The sequence below is a fragment of the Bacillus sp. NEB1478 genome (assembly GCF_031582965.1).
Lineage (GTDB): Bacteria > Bacillota > Bacilli > Bacillales > Fictibacillaceae > Fictibacillus.
Genome location: NZ_CP134049.1, coordinates 1,426,384 through 1,448,071 on the forward strand (window position 1 = coordinate 1,426,384; position 21,688 = coordinate 1,448,071).

Below are 21,688 nucleotides of genomic sequence, written 5' to 3' on the forward strand. Positions count from 1 at the left end.
TGTTTGTTGCATGGAGTGAGTTAAGCCCGAAATATAAAAAGTTATACATGATTACATCATAAATAATGCAAGATGAAATGGAGTATTATATATATTTTTTTAAGAGGTGGTTAATAGATTATGAATAAAAGAATAAACAAAGTGTTTCAAGTAGTGGGGATGAAGAACAAAGGTGTTTACAGCAACTTCGGAAGTGAGGTGCCAATGAATGCACAAAGATTCATGAGTAGAATTGATGAAATAAAGAACCACTTAGGGATAGAGGTTTCGCTTTTTGAGCCGAAAAAAGGCGAGGATCATAAAGAAGGACATTATTATGTTGGGGTCCTAGTGAAGGATAAGATTGATGAAGTGCCAACTGGCATGGAATATATAGAAATATCAGGTGAATTTGTTTCAACGAGAGGGAGTATGACGTTTGTATCCGATCTTTACACTTCTTTACAAAAGTGGTCAAAAGAAAACGGATATTACCCAACACAGAAATCGTATTTTATTGAGATGTATCATCAAGTTGAGGAAGGAGAAGAAGTTGAGATTTTCATACCTGTAATTAGTAGTATCGCAAACGTTACGAGCAAAGAGAGTGAAATAGTCAATAACAAGATTTTCAATTGACCTTTTATTCACTAGAAAGAATTTTCATAGAGCTTTGAAATTCAGTAAACAGGGCGTTGATCCAAGAGAGATTAACGCCTTTTTTATGAAACTTATTCAACAAAAGAGCAGGATTGTGGAAGAAGGTTATCATAAACGGATGTCGAATTTGTTTCTTAAAGATCATGACTTATGAGGATTTAAATGCCAGTGTCTAAAATAATGTATTGATGATGTTCTTATGTGCAAATTTGTGTAATAACATAATGTGGCGTTAGTTAGGCATTCTTTAAGCAATGTGGTGCGTTTCTCTTAGAAAGAGATCTGCACATTTTTTTAATACTATTGAACAAAGGTGCAGATTTAAGAAATTAACTAATATCTTTTTAATTAAGTAAAGATCATTATATGAGAAACGACAAGGAGTTGATTGTATGAAATTTCTCCTCACATCTGCAGGCGTTAATAACAAAAGCATACACGACGCGCTAGTTGATATGCTGGACAAGCCGATCTCCGATTCCACCGCACTGTGCATCCCCACTGCGATGTACGGAGGGGGCGGACCAGGCGTGAATATTTGGAAGTTCATCAGCGGGAATACCGAGCACCCCATGGTTAATTTAGGTTGGAAGTCAGTGGGCGTGCTGGAGCTCACTGCGCTGCCAAGCATTGACAAGGATCGCTGGGTGCCGCTGGTACAGGAAACGGACGTCCTGTTGGTATCCGGCGGCGACGCTCTCTACCTAAACCACTGGATGCGAGAATCGGGGCTGGCAGAGCTCTTACCGTCTCTGCACGCAGTTTATGTGGGAATGAGCGCCGGGAGCATGGTGATGGCACCTAACATTGGAGAAATCTTCGTTGGCTGGACACCACCGAGCGGTGAGGATAAAACACTTGATCTTGTTGATTTTGCCATGTTTCCACACCTTGATCATGAGATGCTGCCGGATAACACCATGGCAGCCGCAGAGCAATGGGCTGCCGAGATAAAGAGGCCGGCATATGCCATTAACGATGATACCGCCATTAAAGTGATTGATGGAGAGGTCGAAGTTATCTCCGAAGGGCATTGGAAGCTATTTTCGCCTTGATATTTCTCCTCTGATAAACGTATGCGAAATTCATTGTGTTGCAATTTAGAGAGGATTGTATAGGTTTCTTATCAATATATTGTGAAGGTTTCACTTAAGCTAACTGGTGCGTTGATCTAATAAGGATTAACGCCTTTTCTAATGGAACAACAAAACGTGCAGTATTGTGGAATAAGAAAGTAAAAATACATAGGTGTATAACAATGAAAAATTTGATTTTTACAATGTCATCCTTAATCAGTTGGTGGATGTTCTTTTTATGGATTTCTTCCAATATTTATGTTGCTGAATCAATGGATTATGGGGCTTTCCTATATACATCAGTTTTTGCTATTAGTCCTTTCCTATCAGCTTTAGTGACTTATTTAACTTATAAATTTTGCATTAAATCTAAGTTTACTTTTCAGATACTAACCCTTATCTACATACTCACATCCATTTATGGGGTAAATTATATTTTAAATATTTAAGTAATATTATAATCTTAAAAATAACGAGTTCGGTTGCTACATATATGAGTAGCATTTACTCAAGAAAAGTAGTAGTTTAACGCAAGAAGGTTTTAGAAAAAAATATACAACAAATAGAAAACTTAAAATAACGAACTAAGTGAGGAGATAATACCACTTTGAACATTTTAACTCTGATTTTAAGTTATTTAATAGGCTCAATTTCATTTGCTTTGATAGTTGGTAAAATATTTTATAAGAAAGATATTCGTGATTATGGTAGTGGAAATCTTGGAGCAACTAATACTTATAGAGTGTTAGGTATAAAAGCAGGAGTAATTGTTGCAATTGCTGATATATTAAAAGGTACACTTGCTTGTTTACTTCCGCTAATACTTAGTTCTACGATTAACCCTATTGTTTGTGGTTTATTGGCAATATTAGGACACATATTTTCTGTATTTGCTAATTTTAAAGGTGGCAAAGCTGTTGCGACAGCAACGGGAGTTTTTTTATTTTTGATACCTTTAGGTGTTTTGGTTGGGTTTGTTATGTTTGTACTAACATTGTTATTTACTAAGTATGTATCATTAAGTTCAATGTTGGCTGGTATAACGTTATTTATTTACAGTCTAATATTTGAAGATAAAGTTATCATAGGATTTTCTCTACTAATAAGCGTATCGATAGTCATTCTTCATCGACAAAATATAAAGAGAATTCTAAACAGAACAGAGAGCAAAATAGTCTAAAAGTTTTGATTATATTTATTAAGTTAACGGGTGCATTTCTCTAAAAAGGAGATATGCACTTTTTTATATAAAATCTATTGAAATTGTAAAATGTAAAAAAGGTCAGAAAACTTACATACCGAATCTATAAAATAATAAACAGTGTAAAAGTGAAGGAGGTAATAAATTGATACTAAAAAATAAGACAGCTGTAATATATGGAGCTAGCGGTGCGATAGGTGGCGCAGTTGCCCGAGCATTTGCAAGAGAGGGTGCGAAGGTTTTCATGGTTGGAAGGACCTTAAAAACTCTCCAACAAATAGCAAAAGAAATTATTAATGCTGGAGGATTCGCAGAGATAGCTCAAATTGATGCTTTGAATGAAAACCAGGTTGAGGAACATCTCATTGAAGTTTTTAAAAATGTAGGAAGCATAGATATATCTTTTAATGCAATTGGCTTAGAAGATATACAAGGGTTACCACTTGTAGAAATGAATCTGGAAGATTATTCTCGTCCCATAATAAAAGGGATAAAAGCACACTTTATAACTGCAACTGCTGCAGCACGTCATATGGTTAAGAACCAATCAGGAGTCATTCTTGCCATCACAGCACAAGCTTCAAAAAAACCTTGTCGTGATGTAGGAGGATTTGGTGTAGCATGCGCGGCAATTGAGGGTTTTTGCAGACAACTGGCAGTTGAAGTTGGCACAAAAGGTGTTCGTGTTGTCTGTTTAAGATCTTCTGGTTCCTCGGATGCCCCAGGGGTAGATGAAGTGTTTAACTATCATGCTAATAATGCCGGAATCACTCGTGAAGCATTTGAAGCCGGAATAGCCGAAAGTACAATGCTGAAACGACTGCCAAAGCTTGCCGAAGTAGCTAACACAGCGGTTTTAATGGCATCTGATTATGCTAGTGCAATAACTGGAGCTATTGCAAATGTTACCTGTGGAGAAATCGCGGAGTAGCAGATTTTGAGATATTCCACAATCGTAGCAGGATTGCTTAATAAACAGTTAATAAAGCTCAATTAGAACAGAACTATTGATACTGAGAGATAAATAGAACTACCTGTATGAAAGGGGGTATTTATGAAAGTCCAAATAATTGGTGGATCAGGAACTGGCAAAAGCACTCTAGCAAAATATATCAGTGAAAAGGAAAATATCAAGTGGATAGATACCGATAATTATCTTTGGAAAGATGATTCTTTTTTAGAAAATAATCCAATTGAGAAACGGATTGAGATGTACCAAAGAGATATGTTTTCTAACGATAGTTATATAGCGTCTGGTTCCGTGTTTATGTGGTGTCCAGAAGGTTTTAGTAACCGTGACCTTTTAGTTTTTCTTTCACTTGATGAAGAAGCCCGTATGAAACGATTAAGGAACAGAGAAATCGAACGGAATAGTGAAATGTGGCTAGATGAAAATGGTGAGTATACAAATGACTTTTTAGAATGGTGTAAAACCTATTGGTCAGAAGAAGATAAGAAGATGGCAGGTACATATGGAGAACAATCCTATCAAATGACAATATCAAAGAGTCCTGTATTAAAACTCAACGGCTCGCAACCTCTTGATGAACTTTATGCTGAAATAAGAAGGACTGTGAGTAAAGAAAATGGCTAGTTGTCTAATTAAGTGGGGTAATTATCCTCAGCAATCGGGTGCGATTGTGGAAGATCAAATGCAAGAATTAAGTCATTTGAGGTACTTTTTAAATGGAATTTAAAAAGTGATATCTCTTTCCTCTTTGTTCTCTTAAGTGTAATCATTTGCTCTTTCAGATCAGTAAAAGGATGCTGCGTTTCACTTCGCAAACTTTGTGAACTTTTTTGCTAGTGCTCCAAAAAACTTGCACAAACTTCAAGTCCCTTGACAGCTCTTTTCGCAAAGATTAGTTCACCTTCAAACAAAGAAGGGAGCTGTTCAAGAATGGAAAAACTTTATGAAATTCTTCAGATCATGCAAGTAATTGCAGAAGTGAGGGAAGGAGAGAGCCACATCGTTAGGTCACCGAAGGATGGAGCTAAGATCGCAGCAACATTCATAGGAGATAAAGATAGGGAGGTGTTTCTCGTGATGGCCTCAACACGAAAAATCGAGTTGTAGCAGGCTCAAGAACTGTTAAACGATAGAATATTTACAAAAGAGGTTATTAGGGAAGCAATTGAGAATATAATTCAGGCGGTTTTATAGACTTATGTATGGTGGAGACTAGCGGGATCGAACCGCTGACCTTTTGGCTGCCAGAGGAATTCTAGTAAGAAAACTGAGTTAAATAAGAACAATTAAGTTAAAATAAGTCTGATTTTATAAGGTTTGTTATATGTTTGAGGGAAATCGTAGTTAATTTAATTCAATGAAATAAATTAAGTCTGTGCACTATTTCGTGCACTTTATTTGATGTGATCAGACAAAATAATTATTGCTTAAAATCTAGTTAATGAATTTTCTAACAAGGCTATTAAGTTTGATTTAAGTTCTTTTTAAATAAGTTATTCAATTACTCTCTTTTTTGAAATTTACTGACAACTTAAATTGCAATTCAAATGTTGGAAAAAACTAACAATTGAATTGCGGTTTTTTATTTCATATCCGAAACATAATTTCTTCACAAGCTGAATTTGCAAATAATGAGTTTAAATGTGGATGAAAACCAACGTCCATCTTCATTCTTTCCCATGAACCTGTTCATCCATCCATAGACATTTTTGCTCTTCTAGTAACAAAAGAAAAGATTGCAACACAGGGGATACCCATCTCAACTTATGATAAATGGCATAACTCTTTATGGATTGGGGTGCTTCAATTGGTTTAAATGTTAATTGATTATTATTAGAATTCTCTTTTACAACAATATAAGGAAGGATCGCGACACCTAGCCCACACATGACTGATTGCTTTATGACTTCAATACTTGAACTTTCAAATTTTTTGTCAGGAAAGTGTCCACTCATACGTAAGTAGCGATCCACCATTGCTCTGTACCCACACCATTCCTCTGTATAAATAAATTGGTATTCTCTTAAGAAATTAGATGAATTTTCAAAAGGTGTAAAGTCAACGGGCAAAACCCATCCGAATGACTCATCAAATAATGTTGTTGTAATAAACTCTTCGTACTCCATAGGTTCCCCGATCAAGAATGCAATATCTGCTTCACCATCTCGCAACTTTCTTAGTGCTTGTTCATTAGTAGCTGTCTCTAGAATAATATTTACTTTAGCATTTTTCTGCTTATATTTTTGTAATAATTGTGGTAACCGATAAACAGCCAAAGATTCATTGGACGTAATGGTAAGGGTTCCTTCAGGATAATTTCTATCTTGAGGTATCTCTTGTGCTTTTTTGTAGATAGATAGCAACTCTAAAGCATAAGGATGAAAATGGTGTCCTGCTTTCGTGAGAAGAACTTTTTTCCCTAATCGGTCGAAGAGAGAAGTATGTAAATCGTTCTCTAGTGTTTTAATATGGGCAGTCACTGTAGATTGTGCATAATCTAATGCGCGAGCTGCTTTTGAGAATCCTCCATATTTGACGACAGCACAAAATGTTTTCACGTGTCTCATTTCCATAGATAACCCTCTTTTTAGTATCACGATTTGTGAACGATTATATCATATTTTTCAATTTTTCAAATAATGAATATTTTATTAAAATCAAACTGAGAAGGGAAATTGCATTTCTTCGCTTTTTTATTACATCTGCTCGGAATCGGATTTTTACATGAAAAAGGAATTAGATGGTCAGAATTTGTGATTGTTATCATTAATCAAACCACTTAAGAGCATTGGAGGAGAATGTTATGCGTAAAAAGAGTTATCATATAGCTGTAGTAGGGGCTACGGGTGCAGTAGGACAAAAAATCCTTAGCTTACTAGAGTACGAAACTAAATTTGAGATAAGTGAAGTTACACTTCTTTCCTCAAAGCGATCGGCTGGTAAAAAACTGTCCTTTAAAGAACGGGAAATCACAATACAAGAAGCATTGCCAACAAGCTTTCAAGGTGTCGATATTGCCTTTTTCAGTGCTGGAGGAGAAGTGTCAAAACGATTAGTAAACTACGCAGTTGATAGTGGTGCTGTTGTGATTGATAACACGAGTGAATATCGAATGTCATCTGATGTCCCTCTTGTCGTTCCAGAAGTAAATGCCCACACTCTAACTAACCATAAAGGCATCATCGCTGTTCCAAATTGTTCCGCATTACAAATGGTAACAGTTCTCCACCCGATCCGGAAAGCATTCGGTTTAGAACGAATTATTGTCTCAACTTACCAAGCAGTATCAGGGTCAGGAATTCATGCAATCAACGAATTAAAGGAACAAGCAAGGGCAATGCTTGCGGGTCATGAGGCAGAAGCCGGCATATTACCTGCAAAGAAGGATAAAAAATATTATCCCATTGCGTTTAATGTATTGCCTCAAGTAGATGTGTTTACCGATAACGGTTACACATTTGAAGAGGTAAAGATGATTCAAGAAACTAAAAAAATTATGGAGGACCCCGCTCTAAAGATGGCTGCTACTTGCGTCAGGGTTCCAGTTGTATCCGGTCATTCCGAATCTGTTTACATCGAGTTGGGAAGAACTGCTACTGTTAAAGACATTAGAGAGGTATTGTCCTTTTCTCCAGGTGTTATTCTTCAGGATAAACCGAGGGAACAGCTTTATCCAATGCCTTTATACGCAGCAGGGAAAACAGACACGTTTGTTGGAAGAATTCGAAAAGATCCTGACTATCCTAAAGGGTTCCACCTGTGGATTGTATCCGATAATTTATTAAAAGGTGCAGCTTGGAATTCAGTTCAGATTGTAGAGACAATGGTGGAGAAAAGGATTATTTGATGTCTTCAAATGAGGATTGATGTGTTATAGAAAAAATTTAAGGTGCATTTCATCAATGAGGAAATGCATCCATTTTTGAATAGCATAAAAAGAATCCTTGTATTTTAAAAAAATGAAAATTGAAGGACCATAAAACAAACAAAACTTGAAGTTTTTGAAGAATGCGGTCACTGTGTCTGTTGATTCTTTTAAACCTTCTAATATGGCGGGAGATGCATCTTCTTTAAATCCAGTAGAAGTACAATCTCTATTTTTAGATGATAGAATACATGCTTTGCTTTTTTTTAGGTATTTTTTTGTTTGACCAATATTACTTTAAATCTATATAGTAAAAATAAGGATTTAATTGATAATTTTGGATGTGGAATGATCGTAGAAATTTTTCCTGAATTATAGGCAATATGAAAATATGAATATATAAAAGGGGGCTAGGATGATGAATATTTGTTTATCCCATACATTGGAGTTTCATTCATTGGAAGGTGAAAAAATCTACTTTAAAGCCTTAAAGTTAGATGATGCTCATGAGATACATGATTATGCGTCAGATAAAGAAGTTTCACGATTTATTGGTTGGAAATTAATGAATACTTTGAGGGAAACTCGTGAGTACATTGAATTAATGTTAGAACGTGAGTCGGCAGGTACTCATTTATATTCCTCTATTGTTCATAAATTAACCAATGAAATTATCGGAACAGCTATGGTTTTCAATTTTGACCAAGTTGCAAACAAAGCTGAAATTGGTTATGTATTACACAAAGATCATTGGGGTAAGGGGTATGGAACAGAGGCTGTTGAATTGATAAGTGATTTTGCATTTAAATCACTAAATCTTCATAAAATCCATGCAATTGTATCTGCAGCAAATATAGGTTCAGCACGGATTCTTGAAAAGAACAGTTTTGAGTGTGAAGGGCGATTAAAAGACAACTACTTTATTGAAGATAAGTATTATGATGCATTACTTTTCGGCAAAATTACTGACCTATAACCTTTACATCAAAATACGATGATAATCAAATTAAAGATAAAATTAGTAAAAAGGAAAATATTTTAGATGATTTGAGGGGATATTTTGGGACTAGATAGTAACACATATAAATTATCAAATCAAAAAATAAATTTAGATCGATTAACTGATATATTCTTTAATGCATTTACCAACAAAAATGGAAAAAAAGCAAATGTACGTGTACTCAATGATTTATTTATTCCAGAGGGGATGATCATCAAAAATACGGATTCCATCCCCATCATTTACAATCTTCAACAATTTATCGAGCCGCGTGAAAAACTATTAAATGAAGGGCACTTAACTGATTTCAAAGAAGAAGAAATAAACGAAATCACAGAGATTTTTGGTAATATCGCCCACCGTTTCAGCTTATACCGAAAATCAGGAGTGTTGGATGGAGATTCATTCGAGACGTTGGGGATGAAAACGATGCAGTTTATTCAAACTCCAAGTGGTTGGAAGATCAGTTCCGTAGCATGGGATGATGAAAGAAAAGACTTAACCATACCTGAAAGATATCGGAATAATACAAACAGATAACGGCTGGTTCTTTTTTGTGGATTGCGTCTTCAACGGGTGCTTATCTTTAAATAGGTAAGTATCTTTTTTTATTAGAATAAATAGATGAGCTAAGTTTGAAATGATTTTTATTAAGCAATCGAGCAGGATTGTGTAACAAAGACTTGTTATCTAATTATTATGGAGGTGTTCTTTGAAAAGGTTTTCAGGTTTACTTATAATATTAATTTCTTTAATGCTTACATCTTGCGAGGAAATTTTTACATCCACTGCTTCATCCCTAATTGTAGTAGAAAAAGGAAACTCCAAGGATTACAAAGAATATTGGATAAATGCATATGACCCCAACAACCAAACAAAAGACGAGACTTTTAAGATTGTTGTAAAAGAGGAAATGGTGTGGAACTTGATTGAGGATAATAAAGAGTATTTCGCTTCGTATTCAAAAAAAGGAAAAAAACCTTGGTTTTTAGAACAAATAGAGAATACAGAATTAAAATAATAGTGAAATTTGAAACAACACTTATTCAACAATCAGGTGCGATTGTTGAAGAATTACCTATAATTTAGTTGGACCAAAATCCAGACCGAAATCGGACCAAAATTATTTAAAAAGATATGATACATTATAAAAAACCTTAAATTTAAAAGGCGATAATATCAGCTTTTTTTACAATTATAAAAAGGAAAAAAAGGGTGAGATATGCTCCGTACACAAGTTCATCATTGGAACCTCAAATCCATTTCGTGTTCGTGCCAACTTGATGCCAACTGAACTTGAAAAGTATTGAAATATTTTAAAAATCAAGACCATGAAAACCTTAATAAAATAAGATTGTTATAACTGTTAAATATGTTTTGAAAGCCATCGTTAATCAAGTTCGAGATGGAAGGTTCAATCGGATAAATTTTGAAAATCCTAGGTGTATAAGGGATATACCAAGGTTTATGTCTAAATTAGCTGCGTGCTTTTTTTTCGTGCCGATTCAGATTTAAATATAAAACTTTTTATGTTTTATTCCAAAAACGGACCAGATTGTTGAAGATGTAGTTTAGCATTAATAGTGGGGAGCCTTATCATAAGTAAATGAGGTTTTTATTCTACACAAAGAAATAAATGACACCTAGATTGCACTATGTCTAGGTGTCCGTTTATTGTGTCATGAGATGTATCCGAGGTCTAAAGAAACGGTGTTAGGAAATTTTGTCCTTGTAAAGAGCTTCACTCAAGTTAGTTTCATTGTTCTGGTCCCTTGATTCGGATATATAAAAATCTTGTTTATCCAAGAATACGGTTGCCAAGGTACCTCCAACCAGACCCCAGAATGGCGCTCCGATATGGAGAATAGAGATCCCAGAGATTGTGATTATAAAAGAAAAGAGGGCGCCTGATTTGAAGGGACCAGAGAAACTCATTTTCAAAGAGTCAACCAGTACACTAATCATGGCGATGCCACCTAGTAATTGAATTAATGAGGCAGGAATGACATGTGGAATTTGCGAAGCTATTGGAGAGAATAGAGCAAATAGACAGGATAATACTCCTAATACAATAGCAGCGACATACCTATGTTCAAGTTTGCCTGATTCTTTATTAACAAGTAAGCCCGTCATGGGACCTGCAATACAGGCTGGGTGGCCCCCAAAAAAAGCATTAATAATGGTACCGATTCCGCTCCAATTGGTCATGGCATTGATCGGTGGACGATAGCCATGGGTCTCTAACATAGCAATCCCTTGGGCATTTTGAATGGCAATAACCGTTAAGAGTAACGGAATGACAAGTTCCCCTACAACGGAAAAACTAAATGATGGGATGATAAAATGGGGAATGCCCATTGTTATATGGAGATGCTGTACAAAAACGTTCGGCAAAAATTTAAGACAAAGAATTGCTGCAATGATGGCTCCTAATATAGGCGGAAACTTTTTTGAAAATCGCAAGAAAAAAGAAAGAGCAAGAAAGACAAGTAACGGGATTCCGTTGAGTAAAGGATTTTTTACAACCGAGCCGATCATTTCAGTTCCGAAAGGGAGTAAGACGCCTGACACCATCCCCATCATAACCGGCATAGGCAAAACCTTCATCAATTTTGTAACAAGGCCAGATAATCCTAAAAGAAAAATAAGGATCCCGGTTATAATATAGGCACCAACCACTTGGTTGAAAGAATAATGGGTTAAGCTTGAGCCGACAAGAATGGCTCCAGGTATTGAAAAGGCATATCCTATGGGTTGCCCATAATATAAAGAGACGATGAGCGTTAGGAGTCCTCCCATTCCATAAATGGCGAAAATCCATGAGCTGGTTGTGCTATCAGACAAATGACCTTTTGCAGCAGCTTGTAAAACAATTAATAATGGTCCTGCTGAACCAAAAAGCCACGCCACAAATCCATTCGATATATTCCCAACCGATAAAAGCTTAGGAAATTGTATGGTATTTTTTTTGAACAACAAAGTCACACTCCTTCAACTTATGAATTACACTACATCTTAGTGTATACTCAATTTATTAATACTTAAAATATCTGTTTTATCTTTTTACTATATCTTTTGGATATGATGGAGGTTTCATCTTGGATATTCGACAGTTAAAATACTTTGTCACTATAGCAGAAGAAGGTAAGATCACGACCGCTGCAAAGAAATTAAATATGGCTCAACCCCCTTTGAGCAAACAACTCAAACAAATGGAAGAAGAGCTAGGCGTCATTTTATTTGATCGAGATAACAAAAGTCTTAATTTAACCTTGGAGGGAGAAAGATTACTTCTTCGAGCAAAAGAACTTTTAAATAAACTTGATGAAACAATGGTTGAAGTTCAAGAAATGAGGAAAGACGCCAGTGGGATTTTATCTGTTGGATCCAATCTTTATTGTGCATCTTTAATTCTTTCTAAGGTGGTAGATATTCGTGAGAAAAATCCTGGTCTTACCTTCAAAGTATGGGAAGGTGAAACGATTCATCTCATAAAAATGTTATCTAAACGTCAGATTGAGATTGCGATAACAAATAGTCCAATAACAGAAAAAAGCATCTCTCAAATGACATTGGAAAGTGACCCATATGTGCTTGTTTTGCCTGAAAAATGGACGTGGAGTGGATCGGAACAATGCAGGTTAGAGGAAATCACCGATTTGCCATTGATTCTTCTGCGACCAAACTATGGTTTGGGTGCGTATGGACAAATTGTTAATGAATTTCAACGGTTAGATTTAGAACCAAATATACTGTGCGAATGTCAGGATTTAATTATGTTACTTGGTCTCGTTTCATCGGGGTTTGGTGCAACGATCTTACCGCACTCGTTATTATCCCTCCATTCATTGGGAGGATTGAGAGTCATTCAGCTAATGGAACAGACCTTAATATCTGAACCCAAAGTAATTTGGAGAAAGAATAGTTACTTATCAAAAGCAGCAAAAGAATTTTTAAAACTTTTTTAGACACCAAAATTGTTTACTCAAAAGTAAAAGACTTCAACGTTGAAACATGGATTAAAAAGCGAAGCAATTTTGTAACGTGTTATTCCACGGTCGGGTGCGCTTGCTGAAGATCCAAAGAGCTGTTTCAGTAGCTCTTCTTATTCACCTAAAAGGCAGGTTAGTTGAAGTATGAGCTTAGAAAACTAGAGATAAAAAGTTTATTTAGAACATAGAAACATATAAGAGGGAATATTGGAACCGAGTAAAAACAAAGGAGGGTTGTAATGAATGGTGACCCCATAGAATTTATATTAACTTGGGTGGCTTACATTAGCCTTGCATTTCTTGTTTGTAGAGTGCTGTGGGAAATATTCGCTTTTATTTGGATAGTCATCTTGCAAAAAAAAGATTATGACCGCTTTCTTTTCTGGATAAAGCCAAAGTTAAAAAGAAAACTCAATAAATAGAAAAAAAGAAAAAAGCTCTAAGAATGAGTACAAACTTATATTGTATATACCAGAAAGATATCCCTTTAAATTAAGAATTTTCTTAGATAATTTAACTGGAAAAGTAAAATCCTTATTCAAGTAACGGGTGCATTTCTTCAAGAAGGAGAAATGCTTTTTTATGGAATGAACTAAAGACAATCCAAACTACTAGGAGATAGAGATATGAACACTGTGAAACAGAATAGCAAAGCTTGGGACAAAAAAGTAGAAGAAGGTTCGGTATATACAAAGGCTGTATCCAAAGAGATTATCGAAAAGAGCAAAATAGGAGAATGGACGATTACTGTAACAGCAGGAAAACCAGTACCGAAAAGTTGGTTTCCTAGTTCTTTAAAAGGACTAAAGATACTCTGTCTAGCTTCTGGAGGTGGACAACAAGGCCCAGTCCTAGCAGCCACTGGGGCAGAAGTAACCGTTTTGGACATTTCAAGAAAACAATTAGAAAAAGATGAATTAGTTGCTACGAAAAATGATTTAGAGCTAACTACGATTCAGGGAGATATGTCTGATCTATCTGTATTTGGTGATGAATCTTTTGATCTTATTGTGCATCCAGTAGCAAACTTATTTGTTGAAGATATAACTCCTGTTTGGAAGGAAGCATCTAGAGTATTAAAAGACAAGGGCGTTCTTATTTCGGGATTTACTAATCCTCTATTGTTTATTTTTGATGACGAAGAGGATATGAAGGGGAATCTTGTTGTGAAAAACTCAATTCCTTCATCCACGTTAGATCATATGACTAGTGAAGAAATAACTGAACATTTGATGGCTAATAAGACTATTGAGTACGGTCATAGTTTAGAGGCACAAATACAGGGGCAAATTGACGCTGGTTTTGTTATTACAGGTTTATACGAAGATGATTTTCGTGGAAGTCGACCACTCGATAAATTTATAAAATGCTTTGTAGCAACTCGTGCGGTCAAAATGAAATTCTAGTAATAACTTTTTTATTCAACGGGTGCATTTCTTCAAAAAGTAGAAGTGTAATTTTTATTGAACTTATCCAACAATCGAGCAGGATTGTTGAATAAGTAATGCAAGAATCCCTTGCTAGCTTTTTCCTATAACCATGAGAAAATTTATGTAAGGAGGGACGTTATGAATATTGGTGAGAAGTTAAAATTGAGAAGAAAAAAAGCGAGATATACCCAAGAAAGAGTCGCCGAAATGATGAATATTACAAGGCAGACTTTATCAAATTGGGAAATAGGCAAGAACTATCCTGATATCGATTCTATCATTACACTTAGCCGTATTTATAAACTCTCTTTGGACGAATTGCTTTTAGGAAAAATCTTTTTCAAGGGAGTGTTAGAAGTGAAGAAAAAAAGGTCAGAAGATCAAATAAAAAAAATTATCAAAAATCACTTTTCTTCAGTAAGAAATATTAAAGAACTTCATGGAGGATTGGTTTCACAAACGTTCTATTTCGAGGAAGACAACAATCATTATGTCATTCAAATTGGGAACCGTGAAGAAATTTATAAGAAAGAAAAATGGGTGTATTCGTTTCTCAAACAAACATTTCCCGTCCGCAATGTCTTACATGTGGGAGTGATGGAAGATCATGATACAGCTTACTCTATATCGGAATATATTGAAGGGTCAAAAGTGTTTGATTTGAACAGCCAAGAGTTATTCGATATTGCATCTGATCTGATGAGAAAATTAGAGAGGCTTGAATCAGTTGATGTTTCGAATCAACAAGGTTATGGACGTTATGACGATATGGGTCATGCAGCATTTCCAACATGGATCCACTTCATCAAAGCCATCTTCAATAAAGATATTTATAATTGGGGAGCACTTGAATCGAAAGGATTAGATACAGAAGTAGTCAATAAAGCCATGAAAGAAATAGATTCTTTTATCGGGAGTATTACATTAGAAAAGAAAAATTTGGTTCATGGGGATTTAGGCTCCTTTAATGTACTAGCTAAAGACGGGAAGGTAACTGGTGTCATTGATTGGAGTCTTTCTATGTACGGAGATCACTTGTACGATAAAGCAAACATCCTATTCTGGAATGAAGATAAACTTCAGCCGTTCATTCAAAAAATCACAAAGAAATATATCGTTTCAAGTGAAATAAAGGAAAGAATGTATTGTTACATGCTTCGCATAGGACTAGAAGAAATCTATAATACAGTGATCCTTGATGAAGTCGGATATGACATCGAATGGGTGGCGAACCGATTAAAACAGATTACAGAGAACTTTTTATAAGACGGCAGGTGCATTTCTTCAAGGAGGAGAAGTGCACCTTTTTATTGAATTAAAGCGCAGCATTGTGGAGTAAGATTCTATTCAATCGGCAGTATTATGAAAAAGGATTAAGGTGTTCTCATTATGTTGTTAAGAAGGAGGCAGGCATGAACAATAATAGACTAATTAAAAAGTTTGATAAACAAGCCAATACCTACGATCAAATAAGAGAAATCAATTCCAAATGTCAATCCCACTTTTATGTAAAGTGATTTTTATTTATAAGAAAATTATATATTGCTAAAGTCTGGAGAAGCTTGTGAAGATTGTACTTAGGCTAAACGGAGCAGTTTGCAGAAAGAAGAATTCCATAATGAAAAGAATAATATCCTTTAGAAATTAAAAACATTTAATAAGAAAAGGAGTACCAGATGGAGATTAATAATCGGATTACTGCTATATTGAATGATAACTATGGAATTGAAGCAACTTCAATAGAACAACGTCCAGGCGGCTGGTCGGCTTTAGCATATTTCGTGGAAGATAAATGTGAAAAGTATTTTTAAAAAGTATATAACAAAAGAAAGCCGTCCATTGCTCAGTGGATTGATGCAATTGATAGATATACTCCCTTAGTAAAGTGGTTGCATAAACATACTGATTTAAAAAACAATCTCGTCAATCCAATCTTTACGAAATTGAAAAGTAATAAATGTGAAGACGAACAGTACGTGTTTTTGCTTTCAGAATATATAGAGGGAACTACAATTGGTGACAAACAGCTAAGTCAAAATCAGGTAAATGAACTTGCTAAGATTCTTGGAATACTTCATAAAAACACTTCAAACATCCCTAATGAATTAAAACAGCAACAAATAAACGAAAGTTTTGACATAGATTTCTGCGAATACTTATCTTCTTTTATTAATAACGATTTAGATAATACAGATGATATCGTTTTAGAAATTGTGAAGCCATATACAGGCACTTTATTAGAAAAGATTAACAGGATGAGGTATTTATCAAATATTTTGAAAAGCAAACCATACCAGTTTGTATTGTCCCATGCAGATGCTCATAATTGGAATGTTATGCAAGGGAAATACCTTATGCTTATTGACTGGGAATGTCTGAAACTTGCTCCACAAGAACAAGATCTGATTTTAATCATTACAGAACCATATGCTGCACAATTCTTAAATGAATACAGGAAATATATGATGTATGAGTCTCCTGATTTTGATGCCTTTGAATTTTATTTCTTAAAGAGGAAACTCGAAGATATTTGGGAGTGGATTAAGGACTTACGTTTTGAAGGTCTTGTAAAATCAGAAGAAGTAACACTCGAATTACTAAAGTTGAACCTTGATGCCTGTACAAGAACTGAGAGCTTTCGGTCTGACTTGAAAAAAGTTTTTAATTAAAAGGATAAAAAACTTAACACGATAGGCTACTCTTTGTTCAACGGGTAGGTCTGGTTAAAGCAGTAATCATAACCATCATCTTGATCTTCCGCAATCTGGCGCATCTCTCTAACGAGGAGAAGCGCACTTTTTTATATTAAAATCTATTGAAATTATAAAATGTAAAAAAGGTCAAAAAACTTACATACCGAATCTATAAAAAAATAAACAGTGTAAAAGTAAAGGAGGAAATAAATTGCTACTAAGCTAGCGGTGCGATAGGTGGCGCAGTTGCCCGAGCATTTTCAAGAGAGGGTGCGAAAGTTTTCATGGTTGGAAGGACATTAAAAACTCTCCAACAAATAGCAAAAGAAATTATTAATGCTGGAGGATTTATTTTTGCGAATTTAGTAATGAGTTCATCTTCCACTTTTCTATTACCAGCTTCTATTCGATATAACACTATTATTGATTCCTAGCTTTTAAGATAAGGTCAACTGTGACCAATTATTTTTTTCTCTTAAATATTTAATTCTATAGCCGATTAACGACATAATATCACCAGTTTCTTTTACATTTTCAATACGTATAGTTTAACACTTTTCAATAATAGTAGGCATAGCTCCATAAAATGAATGAACGAGTTCTAACTTACCGAAATATTTTTCCATAGGCAACATAATTCATTATCATCTCCTCATCCGGTTTAGAATCGATATTAAATGTTTATGACCGGCAGTTTTTCTTGTGTATCGCAAAGAACATGGCTCGGCCTTTTATTATTCTTAGGTTAAAATCCACTCACCTGAACATAATAAATGCTGAAACAATCATGGTGTTCAGTCAGGTGGTATGTATTGATGTTCTTTAGAAAGAAAAAGACAGCAGCCAATGAGCAAGAAAAAGAAGAGAAAAACAGGGTGCCGAGTGAAGCTGTGAAGCTCGATTTATTAAAACAGGCAACAGCGAAAATGGATGATGCTGAAATTGTTCAGCGGAAAACAAACAACGGTGCTACTTTTGGGCTTGTATACATACAAACGTTAATCGACAGGGAGAGGCTGAACGAAGCCATTATTCAGCCTCTTCTTCAGAGTGAGGATCAGGCGTTTATTCAATGTATATCGACCTGCAGCGTTTTAAGAATCCATTCAATGGAAGAAGCCAAAGAATACATGCTGTTTGGTGCTGTGCTCATCCATGATCAAGGGAATAATGAATGGTGGGCGGCAAAACTGGAGAATTCGCTCAGCCGGGCGATCGAAAATTCCGAAACCGAGACGATAATGTATGGTCCCAAAGACAGCTTTACGGAAAGGATCGAGCAGAATGTGTTCATGATCCGGCGGCGTCTGCCCGTTATTGAGCTAAAAGTAGAAAAATTCCAAGTTGGTTCGAATACTAAAACCCAGGTTCAGATGCTGTATATGGATGGAATCGCCAATCCCGAGATCGTCGAAATTGCACGGGAAAATATTTCGAAAGTGAACTTTGATATGATTTTGGAGTCCTCTAATCTTTCCGCTTTTATGGATGATCATACGCACAGTTTGTTTCCGCAGTTTATGCAGACGGATCGTCCGGACTCGTGCGCCTATTCACTGGGGCTTGGCAAAATCATTATTCTGCTGAATGATACACCTTTTGCTCTTATCGCCCCCATTACCTTTTTTCATCTTTTTCAATCTCCGGAAGATTATGTTCATCGCTGGGTGATTGCCAGTTTTTTACGTACTCTTCGTTATTTGAGTTTTTTTATAGCCATTACTTTGATTCCTCTTTATGTGGCATTGAACACTTATCATTATCAGATGATCCCGCTTCAGATTCTGTATGTACTCATGGAATCACGGACCAAACTGCCGTTCACTCCCTTTTGGGAAGCGCTGATCATGTTGGTTATTATTGAAATTATTAAAGAAGCGAGTTTGCGGATGCCGACCAAAACGAGCCAGACCATCGGAATTATTGGCGGCATTGTCATCGGACAAGCTGCTGTTGAAGCAGGATTTGCCAGCAAGGTGTTGATTGTTCTCGTGGGAATCTCGGCGATTGCATCCTTTCTAGTGCCGAATTATTTAGTCACAAAAGCAACTACCGTCCTTCAATTTATAATTCTTATTCTTGCATCCTTTTTTGGGATCCTGGGGATCGCCTTGGGATTGATACTCCTGCTCGCTCATCTGAATGGTCTTTCTTCCTTAAAACAGCCATTTTTTGCACCGATTTCTCCGCTTTACTGGAGAGATTGGAACGATCTTTTTATTCGGGCACCATTGCCATGGGCAAAGCTGCGGCCGGAATATCTAAAGACGGTGAAAAAATGGCGGGTTTCTAAAAGGGAGGGGAGCGAATGAGCAGCAGATTTCGCTTGTTTGATAGAACGGCTGTTATGGGAAGCGGCTATATCTTTGCTATGGTGAACCGGATGCAAATGCTGTACTACGTCTTAATTTTGCCCAAACATTTGGTCCATCCTTATATGATGGCAGGAATCCTTGGTGTGGGTTTTCTATCACAAATCAATCTTTTGATTCTGTCCAAATATTTAACGTCCAATTATTTTGTTCTGGGTTATCACGGCTTTGTCCAATTATTTAGCGAAAAGATGGTCCGATTCTTTGCATTTCTCGGGATTTTTTTCATTTTAATGAAAGTAATCGTGACCACTTTGGGGTATGTCGAAATTGTCCATCAATTTATGTTTCCCTCGATGAAGACGAACTGGCTTATTTTCGTCTTGATCGCATCCGGGTTTTATATCGCTTCTCAAGGGATGGAGAAAACGATTCGTTTGTCCATTATCGGTTTTTTGGCCACGATCTGGGTGATTCTTGTCTATATTCCATATTTCATGCCGCCAATTGCCCAAACTCATCATCTGTATCCCTTAGTGCCAGGCGAGGGTTTACTTCATTCATGGTACGGGCTGCTGATGGTTTGGTCCGCTCTCTCAGGACCTGAATATTTGGTTTGCCTAGGCCCCTGGATTGGCCAGAAGGAAAAGATTTTAAGGGGAATGAGTATAGGCAATGCACTGTCAGTCTTTGAATACCTTGTTCTGTTTGCTGCGTGTCTTCTCTATTATGGTTCAACCTATTTGGAGAAAATCAGTTTCCCTGTTGTGAACATGATACGTTATCTGCAGTCACCTGTTTTTGAAAGGGTGGATATTATATTAATTTCTCTAAACATGATCTATTTTCTCTATTTTATTGCCCTTTTCTTATTATGTTTGTATGGAGCAATAAGGATCGCGGCGGGGCGAATCAACATCAATACGAATCGCAAGGGCTTTTTAGTATGTGTAATTGCTGTTTTTATAGGTATGCTGGTCATTAATGGCTGGTACTGGAGGGAAGGACAGGAATTAAATGTATGGATGACACTGCAGTTATGGCTGGGTGCAATAACTTACCTTTTGGTTCCTTCTGTACTTGCCATTGCAATGAAATGGAAAAGGGGGCAGTCTAGATGAAGACTCTTTTGTACACTCTTTGTATCCTCCTCGTTTTTTCGGGCTGTTCATCACCTTTTGTTGAAGACAATACGGTTGAGGAGATTGCTCCCGTCACGTTTTGGTCCCTGAATCAAGGGGAAGGAGGGAAATTGGAAATTACGACCCTCGTCCCTCCAGTTACCAATGAGAAAAAACAGGTATTGACACTGAATGTGGATTTATTAAAGCAGGGGAAAAAAGAATTCAACCTAAAGTTTTATCGGGAATTGAAGCTTGGCCAGCTTCGCATGCTGATCATTAATGAAAAGCTGGCAAAAAAAGAAATCATCTCGTTAATTGATACGATCCTTTCAGATCCTGATGTATCTCCGCGCCTTTTTCTTGTACTGGTCAGAGGGAGTTTTGAAGATTTTTTAGAAAACGAAAGGAAAGTGCAGAAGAACCTCGATTATTACCTTTACCGGATGTTTCGGCATTATGAAAGAAGAAATCAAGGGGAAATGAGCATCGTCAATTTGCATGAATTTATGGAAAAGGTCTATTCTCCTTACTCGGATCCAGTGCTTCCAATATTTAAGGCAGACAAAGATAATTTTACATATGAAGGAACGGCTTTATTTAATGAAAATAAGTATGTCGGTTCCATTAATAAAAGGGAAGACCAAATGTTTCAGCTTATTGCCAATGACCATTATTTAAAGAATCTTCCCATCCCGCATTTAAAGGTTTCCTTGGGCCAGGTACGCTCCAAGGTTCATATGCAGGTAGATGATCATTTCAAAACGTTAAACATTGATGTTTTGGTAAAGGGAAGAATCGATGAATACCGAGGACACCGGAATATACTCAGCAGAAGTGAAATGATTAGGATGACCGATGACATCGAATCTTATTTACAGCGTGAAACCGTGGGGCTTGTAAAGGAAACACAAAGATTAAAGATCGAACCGTTGGAAGTGGGAGCCCATACCTACTCTCCCTTGGCTCATCCAATGATTAGAAAAGTCTGGCTGGACCATTATGAGAAAATGAAGGTTCATGTCAAATACTCGGTGAAAATAGAACCGCTGAGTTTGTAATTTTAATATGGTTTACAAATAAATGGTGCCGGCTCTTTCTGTTTGGAGCAAAAGACAGATTAATCAATAGACAAAACGAGTAATCCACACGGCCAAGGATATTGCGCAGCTTAAGACTGCGTTGGGTCAGCTATTTGCGGAGACTGAGGAGTGGCCCCTGATTGGTTCGGTAAAAATCGGTTTTTTCACGACCGCAATAATTCAGGGTAAACACGCACTGTTCATAATATGATGGGAGGAACTTAAAAAGTCTTTTCTTGAGATGAGTTAGATAATGATTATTAAAACGGTTTTTAAGCTGTCGGGTGCATTAGCTGAAGATCGAAGC

General features: G+C 36.3%; 20 protein-coding genes. 18 read left to right on the top strand and 2 right to left on the bottom strand.

Annotation, left to right across the window (positions count from 1 at the left end; translation table 11 throughout):
• Nucleotides 1-120 precede the first annotated feature (120 nt).
• The 6 genes from RGB74_RS06840 to RGB74_RS06865 all read left to right on the top strand — a co-directional run bounded on the left by RGB74_RS06840 (nucleotide 121) and on the right by RGB74_RS06865 (nucleotide 4,993).
• A complete protein-coding gene (locus RGB74_RS06840) occupies nucleotides 121-618 on the top strand; it encodes a GyrI-like domain-containing protein (protein ID WP_310762241.1) in 498 nt (165 codons plus the stop codon).
• A 413-nt stretch (nucleotides 619-1,031) separates the two neighbouring features.
• Nucleotides 1,032-1,694 carry a Type 1 glutamine amidotransferase-like domain-containing protein gene (locus tag RGB74_RS06845; RefSeq protein WP_310762242.1) on the top strand — a complete coding sequence of 221 codons (663 nt, stop codon included), beginning with the start codon at nucleotides 1,032-1,034 and terminating at the stop codon, nucleotides 1,692-1,694.
• Between the two features lie 628 nt (nucleotides 1,695-2,322).
• Nucleotides 2,323-2,895: a glycerol-3-phosphate 1-O-acyltransferase PlsY gene (gene plsY / locus RGB74_RS06850; protein WP_310762243.1), complete on the top strand. Its 573-nt coding sequence runs from the start codon at nucleotides 2,323-2,325 to the stop codon at nucleotides 2,893-2,895.
• A 166-nt stretch (nucleotides 2,896-3,061) separates the two neighbouring features.
• Nucleotides 3,062-3,847, top strand: coding sequence for an SDR family NAD(P)-dependent oxidoreductase (locus RGB74_RS06855; RefSeq protein ID WP_310762244.1), 786 nt, complete (start codon nucleotides 3,062-3,064; stop codon nucleotides 3,845-3,847).
• 123 nt (nucleotides 3,848-3,970) lie between these two features.
• Nucleotides 3,971-4,510, top strand: coding sequence for an AAA family ATPase (locus RGB74_RS06860; protein ID WP_310762245.1), 540 nt, complete (start codon nucleotides 3,971-3,973; stop codon nucleotides 4,508-4,510).
• Nucleotides 4,511-4,816: 306 nt separating this feature from the next.
• Nucleotides 4,817-4,993 (top strand): hypothetical protein, encoded by a 177-nt coding sequence (locus RGB74_RS06865; protein ID WP_310762246.1) that lies wholly within the window; start codon nucleotides 4,817-4,819, stop codon nucleotides 4,991-4,993.
• A gap of 560 nt (nucleotides 4,994-5,553) precedes the next feature.
• On the opposite strand, the gene RGB74_RS06870 is transcribed toward RGB74_RS06865, so the two are convergent.
• Nucleotides 5,554-6,459 carry a LysR family transcriptional regulator gene (locus RGB74_RS06870; protein ID WP_310762247.1) on the bottom strand — a complete coding sequence of 302 codons (906 nt, stop codon included), beginning with the start codon at nucleotides 6,457-6,459 and terminating at the stop codon, nucleotides 5,554-5,556.
• Nucleotides 6,460-6,689: 230 nt separating this feature from the next.
• Here RGB74_RS06870 and RGB74_RS06875 point away from each other — a divergent pair, with 230 nt between their 5' ends.
• The 4 genes from RGB74_RS06875 (at nucleotide 6,690) to RGB74_RS06890 (ending at nucleotide 9,772) form a co-directional block, all read left to right on the top strand.
• The gene (locus tag RGB74_RS06875; RefSeq protein WP_310762248.1) at nucleotides 6,690-7,733 is read left to right on the top strand and encodes an aspartate-semialdehyde dehydrogenase; all 1,044 of its coding nucleotides are present in this window, start codon (nucleotides 6,690-6,692) and stop codon (nucleotides 7,731-7,733) included.
• Nucleotides 7,734-8,169: 436 nt separating this feature from the next.
• Nucleotides 8,170-8,727, top strand: coding sequence for a GNAT family N-acetyltransferase (locus RGB74_RS06880; protein ID WP_256228087.1), 558 nt, complete (start codon nucleotides 8,170-8,172; stop codon nucleotides 8,725-8,727).
• Nucleotides 8,728-8,811: 84 nt separating this feature from the next.
• Nucleotides 8,812-9,291: a hypothetical protein gene (locus RGB74_RS06885; RefSeq protein ID WP_310762249.1), complete on the top strand. Its 480-nt coding sequence runs from the start codon at nucleotides 8,812-8,814 to the stop codon at nucleotides 9,289-9,291.
• 172 nt (nucleotides 9,292-9,463) lie between these two features.
• Complete coding sequence (locus RGB74_RS06890) at nucleotides 9,464-9,772, top strand: hypothetical protein (RefSeq protein WP_310762250.1); 309 nt, start codon at nucleotides 9,464-9,466, stop codon at nucleotides 9,770-9,772.
• Nucleotides 9,773-10,464: 692 nt separating this feature from the next.
• Here the strand turns inward: RGB74_RS06890 and RGB74_RS06895 are convergent.
• The gene (locus tag RGB74_RS06895; protein ID WP_310762252.1) at nucleotides 10,465-11,727 is read right to left on the bottom strand and encodes a benzoate/H(+) symporter BenE family transporter; all 1,263 of its coding nucleotides are present in this window, start codon (nucleotides 11,725-11,727) and stop codon (nucleotides 10,465-10,467) included.
• A gap of 122 nt (nucleotides 11,728-11,849) precedes the next feature.
• Here RGB74_RS06895 and RGB74_RS06900 point away from each other — a divergent pair, with 122 nt between their 5' ends.
• From RGB74_RS06900 to RGB74_RS06935, 8 genes are all read left to right on the top strand, one after another.
• Nucleotides 11,850-12,719: a LysR family transcriptional regulator gene (locus RGB74_RS06900; protein WP_310762253.1), complete on the top strand. Its 870-nt coding sequence runs from the start codon at nucleotides 11,850-11,852 to the stop codon at nucleotides 12,717-12,719.
• 650 nt (nucleotides 12,720-13,369) lie between these two features.
• Nucleotides 13,370-14,149 (top strand): class I SAM-dependent methyltransferase, encoded by a 780-nt coding sequence (locus RGB74_RS06905; RefSeq protein ID WP_310762254.1) that lies wholly within the window; start codon nucleotides 13,370-13,372, stop codon nucleotides 14,147-14,149.
• Nucleotides 14,150-14,311: 162 nt separating this feature from the next.
• Nucleotides 14,312-15,439: a phosphotransferase gene (locus tag RGB74_RS06910; RefSeq protein WP_310762255.1), complete on the top strand. Its 1,128-nt coding sequence runs from the start codon at nucleotides 14,312-14,314 to the stop codon at nucleotides 15,437-15,439.
• A 410-nt stretch (nucleotides 15,440-15,849) separates the two neighbouring features.
• Entirely contained in the window at nucleotides 15,850-15,984 is a 135-nt protein-coding gene (locus tag RGB74_RS06915; RefSeq protein ID WP_310762256.1) for a hypothetical protein, read from the top strand.
• A gap of 78 nt (nucleotides 15,985-16,062) precedes the next feature.
• On the top strand, nucleotides 16,063-16,842 hold the full coding sequence (locus tag RGB74_RS06920; protein ID WP_310762257.1) for an aminoglycoside phosphotransferase family protein: 780 nt from the start codon (nucleotides 16,063-16,065) through the stop codon (nucleotides 16,840-16,842).
• Nucleotides 16,843-17,681: 839 nt separating this feature from the next.
• Complete coding sequence (locus tag RGB74_RS06925) at nucleotides 17,682-19,178, top strand: spore germination protein (RefSeq protein WP_310762258.1); 1,497 nt, start codon at nucleotides 17,682-17,684, stop codon at nucleotides 19,176-19,178.
• A complete protein-coding gene (locus RGB74_RS06930; RefSeq protein WP_310762259.1) occupies nucleotides 19,175-20,299 on the top strand; it encodes a GerAB/ArcD/ProY family transporter in 1,125 nt (374 codons plus the stop codon). Before RGB74_RS06925 ends, RGB74_RS06930 begins: the two co-directional genes overlap by 4 nt.
• Nucleotides 20,296-21,360 carry a Ger(x)C family spore germination protein gene (locus tag RGB74_RS06935; protein WP_310762260.1) on the top strand — a complete coding sequence of 355 codons (1,065 nt, stop codon included), beginning with the start codon at nucleotides 20,296-20,298 and terminating at the stop codon, nucleotides 21,358-21,360. The genes RGB74_RS06930 and RGB74_RS06935 overlap by 4 nt, the downstream gene beginning before the upstream one ends.
• Nucleotides 21,361-21,688 lie beyond the last annotated feature (328 nt).

Bases quoted from the DNA above. Each gene is read 5' to 3' on its own strand.
- RGB74_RS06840 (WP_310762241.1), top strand. From the start codon at position 121: ATGAATAAAAGAATAAACAAAGTGTTTCAAGTAGTGGGGATGAAGAAC.
- RGB74_RS06845 (WP_310762242.1), top strand. From the start codon at position 1,032: ATGAAATTTCTCCTCACATCTGCAGGCGTTAATAACAAAAGCATACAC.
- RGB74_RS06860 (WP_310762245.1), top strand. From the start codon at position 3,971: ATGAAAGTCCAAATAATTGGTGGATCAGGAACTGGCAAAAGCACTCTA.
- RGB74_RS06865 (WP_310762246.1), top strand. From the start codon at position 4,817: ATGGAAAAACTTTATGAAATTCTTCAGATCATGCAAGTAATTGCAGAA.
- RGB74_RS06870 (WP_310762247.1), bottom strand. From the start codon at position 6,459: ATGGAAATGAGACACGTGAAAACATTTTGTGCTGTCGTCAAATATGGA.
- RGB74_RS06875 (WP_310762248.1), top strand. From the start codon at position 6,690: ATGCGTAAAAAGAGTTATCATATAGCTGTAGTAGGGGCTACGGGTGCA.
- RGB74_RS06880 (WP_256228087.1), top strand. From the start codon at position 8,170: ATGAATATTTGTTTATCCCATACATTGGAGTTTCATTCATTGGAAGGT.
- RGB74_RS06905 (WP_310762254.1), top strand. From the start codon at position 13,370: ATGAACACTGTGAAACAGAATAGCAAAGCTTGGGACAAAAAAGTAGAA.
- RGB74_RS06910 (WP_310762255.1), top strand. From the start codon at position 14,312: ATGAATATTGGTGAGAAGTTAAAATTGAGAAGAAAAAAAGCGAGATAT.
- RGB74_RS06915 (WP_310762256.1), top strand. From the start codon at position 15,850: ATGGAGATTAATAATCGGATTACTGCTATATTGAATGATAACTATGGA.
- RGB74_RS06925 (WP_310762258.1), top strand. From the start codon at position 17,682: ATGTTCTTTAGAAAGAAAAAGACAGCAGCCAATGAGCAAGAAAAAGAA.
- RGB74_RS06930 (WP_310762259.1), top strand. From the start codon at position 19,175: ATGAGCAGCAGATTTCGCTTGTTTGATAGAACGGCTGTTATGGGAAGC.
- RGB74_RS06935 (WP_310762260.1), top strand. From the start codon at position 20,296: ATGAAGACTCTTTTGTACACTCTTTGTATCCTCCTCGTTTTTTCGGGC.